Source organism: Xanthovirga aplysinae (assembly GCF_009711365.1).
Classification (GTDB): Bacteria; Bacteroidota; Bacteroidia; order Cytophagales; family Cyclobacteriaceae; genus Xanthovirga; species Xanthovirga aplysinae.
The window spans coordinates 1-7,997 of the sequence record NZ_SMMB01001093.1; the positions used below are offsets into that span (position 1 = coordinate 1).

General features: G+C 37.0%; 8 protein-coding genes. 2 read left to right on the forward strand and 6 right to left on the reverse strand.

Annotated elements, in window-relative coordinates; all coding sequences use genetic code 11:
• Positions 1 to 27: 27 nt before the first annotated feature.
• Both E1171_RS12635 and E1171_RS12640 read right to left on the reverse strand, forming a co-directional pair.
• Positions 28 to 693: a DUF2461 domain-containing protein gene (locus tag E1171_RS12635; RefSeq protein WP_155206369.1), complete on the reverse strand. Its 666-nt coding sequence runs from the start codon at positions 691 to 693 to the stop codon at positions 28 to 30.
• Positions 694 to 784: 91 nt separating this feature from the next.
• Positions 785 to 2,080 carry a UDP-N-acetylmuramoyl-tripeptide--D-alanyl-D-alanine ligase gene (locus E1171_RS12640; protein ID WP_155206370.1) on the reverse strand — a complete coding sequence of 432 codons (1,296 nt, stop codon included), beginning with the start codon at positions 2,078 to 2,080 and terminating at the stop codon, positions 785 to 787.
• Between the two features lie 152 nt (positions 2,081 to 2,232).
• On the opposite strand from E1171_RS12640, the gene E1171_RS12645 reads away from it, so the two are divergent.
• Both E1171_RS12645 and E1171_RS12650 read left to right on the forward strand, forming a co-directional pair.
• Positions 2,233 to 4,422, forward strand: a complete 2,190-nt coding sequence (locus E1171_RS12645) for a T9SS type A sorting domain-containing protein (RefSeq protein WP_155206371.1) — start codon at positions 2,233 to 2,235, stop codon at positions 4,420 to 4,422.
• 4 nt (positions 4,423 to 4,426) lie between these two features.
• Complete coding sequence (locus tag E1171_RS12650; RefSeq protein ID WP_155206372.1) at positions 4,427 to 4,831, forward strand: hypothetical protein; 405 nt, start codon at positions 4,427 to 4,429, stop codon at positions 4,829 to 4,831.
• On the opposite strand, the gene E1171_RS12655 is transcribed toward E1171_RS12650, so the two are convergent.
• From E1171_RS12655 to ruvX, 4 genes are all read right to left on the reverse strand, one after another.
• The gene (locus E1171_RS12655; protein ID WP_155206373.1) at positions 4,809 to 5,612 is read right to left on the reverse strand and encodes an amidohydrolase; all 804 of its coding nucleotides are present in this window, start codon (positions 5,610 to 5,612) and stop codon (positions 4,809 to 4,811) included. The two genes, E1171_RS12650 and E1171_RS12655, sit on opposite strands and share 23 nt — an antisense overlap.
• Before the next feature lie 122 nt (positions 5,613 to 5,734).
• Complete coding sequence (locus E1171_RS12660; protein WP_155206374.1) at positions 5,735 to 6,361, reverse strand: peptide deformylase; 627 nt, start codon at positions 6,359 to 6,361, stop codon at positions 5,735 to 5,737.
• A gap of 422 nt (positions 6,362 to 6,783) precedes the next feature.
• Positions 6,784 to 7,341 (reverse strand): peptide deformylase, encoded by a 558-nt coding sequence (gene def, locus E1171_RS12665; protein ID WP_155206375.1) that lies wholly within the window; start codon positions 7,339 to 7,341, stop codon positions 6,784 to 6,786.
• A 4-nt stretch (positions 7,342 to 7,345) separates the two neighbouring features.
• Complete coding sequence (gene ruvX / locus E1171_RS12670) at positions 7,346 to 7,759, reverse strand: Holliday junction resolvase RuvX (RefSeq protein ID WP_155206376.1); 414 nt, start codon at positions 7,757 to 7,759, stop codon at positions 7,346 to 7,348.
• Between the last annotated feature and the right edge of the window lie 238 nt (positions 7,760 to 7,997).

Genomic DNA, 7,997 nt, shown 5'->3' on the forward strand with positions numbered 1-7,997 from the left:
TTTTTTTCACAAAAGACTCCCTTATCTTTAATTTTCAACAGTTAAAGCTACATTGAGATAATCATTAAATGGTTTAATGCGCTTCAAAACACCCACCGCTTTTTGTAAAAAATCCGGCCCCATCAGTTCTTCATCCGAGATGGAGTGTAAAACAACAAAGCTCTTAAGCTTTAGATAGTCCAATTGTGGATGTTCTTTGCTATATCCTTTAGGAGGACGAGAAAGCCTCTCTCCCCATACATCTCCAAACAATGCTCTAAACTGCTTTTCTTCCACAACCTTTATGAAATCTTCGGGGTTATAATCGATTTCCTGCCGAATCAGCCGCAAATGATCTGCAGAAGGCCTGTACACTCCTCCCCCCAAAAAACATTCTCCAGGCTGAACATGAAAATAATAACCAGCAAACCCAGAGTTTTTCCCTCCCTGGACCATACTAGCTCCAAAATTTAGTTTATATGGGGCCTTATTTTTACTGAAGCGAATATCCCTATTGATACGGAAAATACATTTTTTTGCATCTAAGTCACTCAACCCTTCATCCCATTTGGAAATTTCTTTTAGAAGCTTGGATATAAATTGAATATAACCCTCCCGACATGCCTGATACTCCTCTTTATGAGCATCCATCCATTCTTTGTGGTTATTTTGTTTAAGTTGAGTGAGAAAGTTTAGTATTCCTTGGGCATCCATTTTTTAATTAATTATTTGGCGCATAAATAATAATGAATGGTGAATTGAAAGGAGAAAACCACCTTGCAAAATATTCACCATTCATAAGTAATTAAATTAACTCCACCATACTTTCGAGTCCGATCCCACGGGAGCCTTTTACCAAAATGAGGCTATCGACAAACTCTTCTTTTTGTAAAGCTTCCGATAACTGCTCCCTGTCTTTAAACCAACGTGCCTGAGGACATTCTTCTATCGCCTTTTGGATTTTCGTTCCACACAAATACACCTGATCAAATTTACCAGCATAAAGGGTACGTCCAATCTTACGATGTTCCTCCTCACTAATTTCCCCTAACTCATTCATATCTCCCAATATAACCACTTTATGTTTGGCTTTCATGGCCTTAAAATTTTCCAACGCGGCCTGCATAGAAGAAGGATTCGCATTATAAGCGTCCAAAATAATGGTATTTCCTTCTCTAGATATCAATTGAGAACGCATGTTATCTGGAACATAAGCTTCAATAGCCTCATTGCAATCTTGGGTGGAAATATTAAAGTATTTCCCAACACATAAAGCCGTAGTTATATTATCAAAATTGTATTGCCCAATCAGATGGGTTTTAATTTCATTCCCTTCTTCATCCTGGTAAATCACAAAAGGAGAGGCTTCCAAAAATTTGCAATGATAATAATCATCCTGATTGGGGTAAAAAATTGGATTTTTCATCCGTTTTGCCATATTCCTAAGCACCTCCTGCCGACTATTGACAAATATGGTGTTTTCCCTTTGAATCAAGTAATGATAGAGCTCACTCTTTCCTCTGATTACCCCTTCATATCCTCCAAAGCCCTCAGTGTGTGCTTTTCCAATGTTGGTAATCAGGCCAAAGGTAGGCTCAGCAATATCACACAATTCGGAAATATCCCCTATTTTATTAGCCCCCATCTCAATGATGGCCATTTCAACCGTAGAATCAATAGCCAGTAAGGTAAGTGGCACACCAATATGATTATTGAAATTTCCCACCGTAGCAAAAGTCTTGTACTTTTTGCTTAAGACAGCCTTAAGTAGTTCTTTTGTAGTAGTTTTTCCATTGGACCCCGTTATTCCAATAACAGGAATATCCAATTGACGCCTGTGATAATTTGCCAACTCCTGCAGGGCTTTCAAACCGTCCTTCACCACCAAGAATTGTTCTCCTACTGCATATTTTGGGTCATCTACCATGGCATAGCGTGCTCCTTTTTCTAAAGCTACAGCGGCAAATCGATTCGCATCAAAATTGGGGCCTTTCAAAGCAAAAAAAAGATTGCCGGGGCTTATCTTTCTTGTATCGGTACAAACTCCAGTGGTCTTTTTGAAGTATTTATATAACTGTTCTGTTGATTCTATAGTTTTCATATAAATTCGCGTCCCTTTCTCTTTCACATCTCCTAACGCAGATTTTAAGTTTTCATCATCGAAGATAAGGATAAAATTTAAATTTTAAACCTCTATCCCTCTTGCTTTTATAAGGCAAAGCTGTAAATTACTCCACATTTCAACAAAATATAATGAGCCAAAAAAGTATTTTTTATTTCTTTATACTCCTCCAGAACATCCCTGTTTTGACTTTTGCGCAAACACTTTTTCAGTACGACCACAGTATTCCGGTTTTGGTGAAAGAAAAACCCCTACAGTTGGCCTGGTCAGGAGGACTTAATGCGGGACAATATCAAACCATGGACTTGAATGGGGACGAAAAAGAAGATCTGGTAGTCTTTGATCGAAGTTCGGGGGAAATAAACACCTTCCTTGCAATAGATCAAAAGTATGTAGCTGATCAATCCTACGCTTTACTATTTCCAAGGGAGATCCGTTCTTGGATGGTAATTGCAGATTACAACTGCGACGGAAAAAAGGATATTTTCACCTATACGGACAGAGGTATTAAGGTCTTTCAAAACATCACTGAGACAGGTAGTCCGCTAAACTTTCAACTATCCTCCGAATTCCTTCAAACTCATACGGGGTCCCAATTAACTAACCTAAAAATCAACAGCAGCGATATTCCCGCCATTGTAGACTTAGATGAGGATGGGGATCTCGATATCATCAATTTTCGGGCTTCTGGCACTTCCCTGGAATACCATCAAAATATGAGCATGGAGGCTTCTAGCAATTGTGGTATTGAGAATTTTCAACAAGTGACGAAGGAATGGGGAGGAATAATAGAATGCGGATGTGGTCATTTTGCTTTTAATGGGGCCAATTGTGAAGAAAACAATATTCGTCCTTCACATGTGGGAGGGAAAAGCCTACTAGTCTTTGATCGGGATAAAGATGGGGATTTTGACATAATCATTGGAGAGGAAGACTGTGCAAAATTATCTTATCTTGAAAATAAAGGAACAGCAGAAAACCTTTATTTTGATGAAGCAAGTTCTAAGTTTCCAAATTCAGAAACTGCTGTTCATCTGGAAAGCTTTCCGGCAGCTTTTCTGGCTGATGTAGATTTTGATGGCATTAAAGACCTTCTTGTAGCTCCAAACCTATCTGGAAGTAACGGAAAAGAGATCAATTGGCAGAATAGTTCCTGGCTTTACCGAAATACCAACGCTGATCCTAAAATGGATTTTTCTTTTGTAAAGGACAATTTCTTGCAAGATGAGATGCTCGATTTCGGAGAAACCGCAGCTCCTACCTTCTATGACTTAGACAATGATGGAGATCAAGATCTTTTAGTCTGTGCTCAGGGAAACCACTTCGATAATAACCAATACTCTACAGTCTGGTATTTTGAGAATACCGGAAGTTTGGAAGAAGCAGTTTTTGAATTTAGAACTACAGATTTCGCAGGATTGTCTGCATTAAGATTACAAAACCTGTTTATCCAGTTTGCAAATTTATCAAATCACGTAGGCGAGGAATTAATAGTAAGTGGGCAAGAGTCAAACCTCGGAACCTCAAAGGCCTTCTATTTCAACCGAAAATCTGCAGATATCGATGGTTTTTCCAATTCAACTCCCAATGCCATAGATATTACCTTTTTATCCGGTGATCAACCTTATTTCTATGATATCAACAGGGACGGACTTATAGATTTACTTCTTGCCCGACGAAGCGGAAGGTTGGAATTTCTTCAAAATATTGGAAATGAATTTGTATTACAAGAGGAAAATTTTCTGGGCATAAGTGATGGTGCCTCCAGGGTTCACCTACATATCCATATTGGTGATATAAATAATGATGGATTAGATGATTTAATTACCACTAATGTGGGCCGACAATTGAAAATTTTTGAAAGCTTTCTAAATCTTTCTCAAGAAGAATTGATAGAACCTGTTCTTGAGAACATCTTAAACCCTCTAAATGGACAAACAATTTCAGCGAGTTTTGGTAAAATGAGCTACATGACAACTGCCGACTTGAATAATGACGGATACGACGATTTTATGTTGGGAAGTAGTCAGGGAGGGTTGTTTTTTCTTAGAAATTTGGGAGAAACTGATTTGAACACTTCAAACCTCTCTTTTAATATTTATCCAAACCCTGGAGGTGATTTTATACGTATAAAAGCAAAAAACCTCTCTTCTTTAGAAGTTTTTTCCTACACAGGCCAAAAATTATTAACGTTTAAGACAGAAAATCCAAACAAAGTCGTTTTACTAGACACCCAAAATTTTAGATCTGGGGTTTATATCGTCAAGGCAAACTTTCAAGATAAAGAAAGTATTAGCCAAAAGTTTATTATACAGAAATAGCAGAATGGAAACATTAATCCACATTGAAGTCGCCAGTATACATGATACTACCTATTCCCACGATATTTTACAATGGGTTAAACAAGAACTTCCCAAGGTAGTTACCTTTGATTTTGACAATTTTTCAGAACCTTCCATTTGTGATTATGCCATCGATCTTTTGAAACAAAGCCGAAAAGTAGGTATCATCATTCATGTCAAAAATGATCAACCACTGGGTACCATCCGAAAATTCATAGATTTTGTGGTTCGAAAAAATGATGCTGTCTACTTTTTAGCCCTTCAGGGAGATCAAAAAATCATTGAAAAAATGGCCAAACCATTGGGACAAAGGTTTCACAAAAACGCGGATTTCAAATTGCAAAAAGAACTTCTTCTGTCTTCTTTTAATCATCAATCTGTAGCTTAAAAGAGTCACTATCCAAATGGGCAGGAAATCGCTCCCTAAAACCCATAAGCTCAGAGGATGAAAGTTTAACGTTTACTATTTCCTCTTCATCCTCCAACCTTGCTAAATATTGGCCTTTGGGGTTAACAACTGCGGAATGTCCATTATATACAATACCTTGCCCATCAGTTCCCGTCCTGTTTACTCCAATGCAGTAAGAAAGATTTTCTATTGCACGTGCCTGAAGGAGAACATCCCATGCCTGGATTCGGGCAGCTGGCCAATTGGCAACATATAACAAAATATGGTATGGCAGATCTTCCTCCCCTTCTGGAACCAGATTTCTACTCCATACTGGAAAGCGCAAATCGTAACAAACCAGAGGACAAATTTTCCAGCCTTTTAACTTACGAATTAATCTTTTTTTCCCCGGATTGTAATATTTATCCTCTTGAGCCATCCTAAACAAATGGCGTTTATCATAAATGGCATAATTTCCATCTGGTTCCATCCATATCAGCCGATTATAATAGGCCATTCCTTCTCTAACAATATAGCTTCCAGTAACCACAGCATTATGTTGGGCTGCTTGCTGTTTCATCCAACGAAAAGTCCTGCTGTTCATGGGTTCCGCAAGCCTTTGTGCCTGCATGGTAAAACCCGTATTAAACATTTCGGGCAAAATTATAAGATCTGTTGCCTCAATATTTTGCCAGAGCTTTTCTTCCAACATAGCCAAATTTGCCTCAATGTTTTGCCAATAAAGCTGGCTTTGGATAAAGGTTATCTGAAGATCGTCCATAGGAGGGGGTAATAATGAATGGTTAAAAGTGATAGTTTAAACTTTAGGATTACATCGATTTGCGGATTTCTTATAAGGTTAAATTCAAAATCCAATCATCTTTTACTCCTTCAAATTTAGGTTCAGGCCATGAGTGGAAAATCCATGGTATAAGGAACTTCAATCTCTCCCCTACTAATTTTTTCCAATTCCGCTTGTCTTTGAGTTTGCCTCTCTTTAGTGAGATGATCTAAAAATAAAATACCTTCAATATGATCATATTCGTGTTGAATTACACGTGCAATCAAACCGTCATACTCCTCTTCATATTCATTCCAGTTTTCATCAAAATAATGAATTTTAATATTTTCAGGTCGCAACACCTCTTCTCTAAATCCCGGAATACTTAAACAGCCTTCGGCAAATCCCCATTCTTTTCCGTGTCGATTTAATATTGTAGGATTTATAAATGTCTGCTTATAATGAAGAATTTGACCTTGTTCATCATTACTCTCAGATTGATCCAATTTAGTGTATCTATCAGAAAAGAATTGTGACTCAGCTCCTTCTTTCTCCCGAAATTTGCATTCAACCACGAACATACGGAGTGATAATCCCACCTGTGGTGCGGCAATACCAACCCCCTGTGCATTGTGCATGGTCTCCAACATATTTTTACTCAACAACTTTACATCAATAGCACCTTCCTTTATTACTCTGGATTTCTCTCTTAGTACAGGATCACCATATGCTACTACCGGATAAATCATAATTACTTATTTTAATAATACAGAATCTATATAGATTAAGAAAAAACTATTTAAACTTACTGGAAATCAAAATTTTGATAATCAAATTACTTTATTTTATACATCTTAATTTCGATTTCAGTTTAACTTTAAAGAAACGCATTTTCTTAATAGAATAAATTAAAAAAGAATTAGAATTTAAACCTATAAGAATCAAGGACTCTAATTCCCTTAAATTGAATGATTAGTACGTATAACTTGGAGATAGCCGAGATATTGGGTTTGGCCTATTTTATCTTCACCCTTGAATAATAAGATTAAAGGAAGATTAGATTGTTGCATTAACCCAAAAAGAAAGTTACAATTAAAGCATGGTTTGATTTAAAGGCCCATTTAATCAAAAAAGAGGAACCTGAATATTAGCTCCTCTTCTTATTAACGCCTTATTTTTTCAAGGGAAATTTCATGCGGTAGTCCACATCTACCTTTCCTTTGCTGATATTTGCCAGTTTTCCTTTTAAAAGCCTCTTTTTCAAACCCGAAAGATAATCGGTAAATAATATCCCGTCAATATGATCATATTCATGTTGAATAACCCTAGCGATCATCCCGTCATATTCTTCTTCGTATTCCTTCCAATTCTCATCAAAATACCGAATTTTAAGTTTTTCGGGACGCATCACCTCCTCCCGAATATTAGGAATGCTAAGACAACCCTCCTCAAATGGCCAATCTTCTCCATCCTCTTCGATGATTTCAGCATTCACAAAAACTCGTTTAAAATGAAAAGGCTCCTGATCCTCCTCTTCCAATTCCACTTCTACGACAAACAGACGAATTGATTTTCCAATCTGAGGAGCAGCCAAACCCACTCCATTGGCCTCATGCATAGTTTCAAACATGTCTTGGCTCAGTTGTTTCACATCTATGGAATCCTTCTCAATATCCTGAGCTTCCTTTCTCAATACGGGGTCGCCATAGGCTACTATGGGGTAAATCATAATTTTATTGCTTACTCTCTAAAAATGACTGCAAAATAATTGCAGCGCTTATTTTATCAATATTTCCTTTATTTCTACGGTCCTTTTTCTTCATTCCCCCCTTAAGCATAGCATCAAAAGCCATTTTAGAAGTAAAACGCTCATCATGCAAATGAATGGGAATATTCGGAAACCTTTTTTTTAATAAGCCCACAAAATGTTTTACAAGTTGTGTGGCATTTGTATCACTATTATCCAGATTTTTGGGCATTCCTACAACAAACGCTTCAATGCCTTCGGTTTCTTCATAACTTTTCAAAAACTCAATAACATCCTTTGAATGCACAGTATCCAAAGGAGAACAGATCATTTGCAAAGGATCGGTAACGGCCAAACCAACCCTTTTAGAACCATAATCAATCGCTAAAAGTCTTCCCATTTAAATCTTCTCCTTAGGATTTAGATATATTTCACAGGTTTTGACCAACAAAACTACTTCATGTTCCAAAAAATAAAGTAAAAATCCATGAAGAAAATTTTTCAAAGCCTAAACGCATTACCAATCAATAATTCAGTAACGCATTTTTTGTTGGCACAAATATAAAGAATATAAGTATTCCCAAACATCTTTTAACCCTACCCTTATCTCTTTCCTTCAATTATTTAGAAAATACCCG